The sequence below is a fragment of the Virgibacillus carmonensis genome (assembly GCF_057836705.1).
Map to the genome: position 1 here is coordinate 1 of NZ_JBYQFJ010000460.1, position 500 is coordinate 500.

The following is a 500-nucleotide window of genomic DNA, read 5'->3' on the forward strand; positions in this document are numbered from 1 at the left end:
TTCTTTCATCTGTGCCTGTTCTAATGCCCTCCATACTTCCTCATCTGCAATCTGATTATCATTTATCCCGAAAGCTACATTTCCTCGAATCGTATCATCCGATAAAAAGATAGCTTGCGGGATATAGCCTATTTTTTGCTGCCATATAGACTTTTGTTCATGCAAATTTTTCCCGTCCACTAAAACGCTGCCACTTTCTGGTCGAAATAGTCCAAGGATAATATCTACAAGTGTTGTTTTGCCCGCGCCGGACTCGCCAATAAACGCAACGGATTGACCAATGGGTATAGTAAGAGAAACATCCTTTATTGAGTTTTCCAATTGATTTGGATACCTAAAGGAAACCCCATTTAATTTTATAGAGTCGGTATATGTTTTCTTTCCTTTATTAATTGATGCAAAATCTTTTTTAGAGTTAATAGATTCCTCCGTATTCATAAACAAGTCCTCATATACTACAGATAATGCTGGCTGACTATATCGTATAGTTGTCGTTAAAG

1 protein-coding gene is annotated in these 500 nt (G+C 37.2%); it reads right to left on the reverse strand.

The window, feature by feature from the left end; translation table 11 throughout:
- Positions 1 to 438: ATP-binding cassette domain-containing protein (locus AC3G7N_RS22895; RefSeq protein WP_489424383.1), on the reverse strand; the 438-nt coding region annotated here is incomplete at its 3' end.
- Positions 439 to 500: the final 62 nt, after the last annotated feature.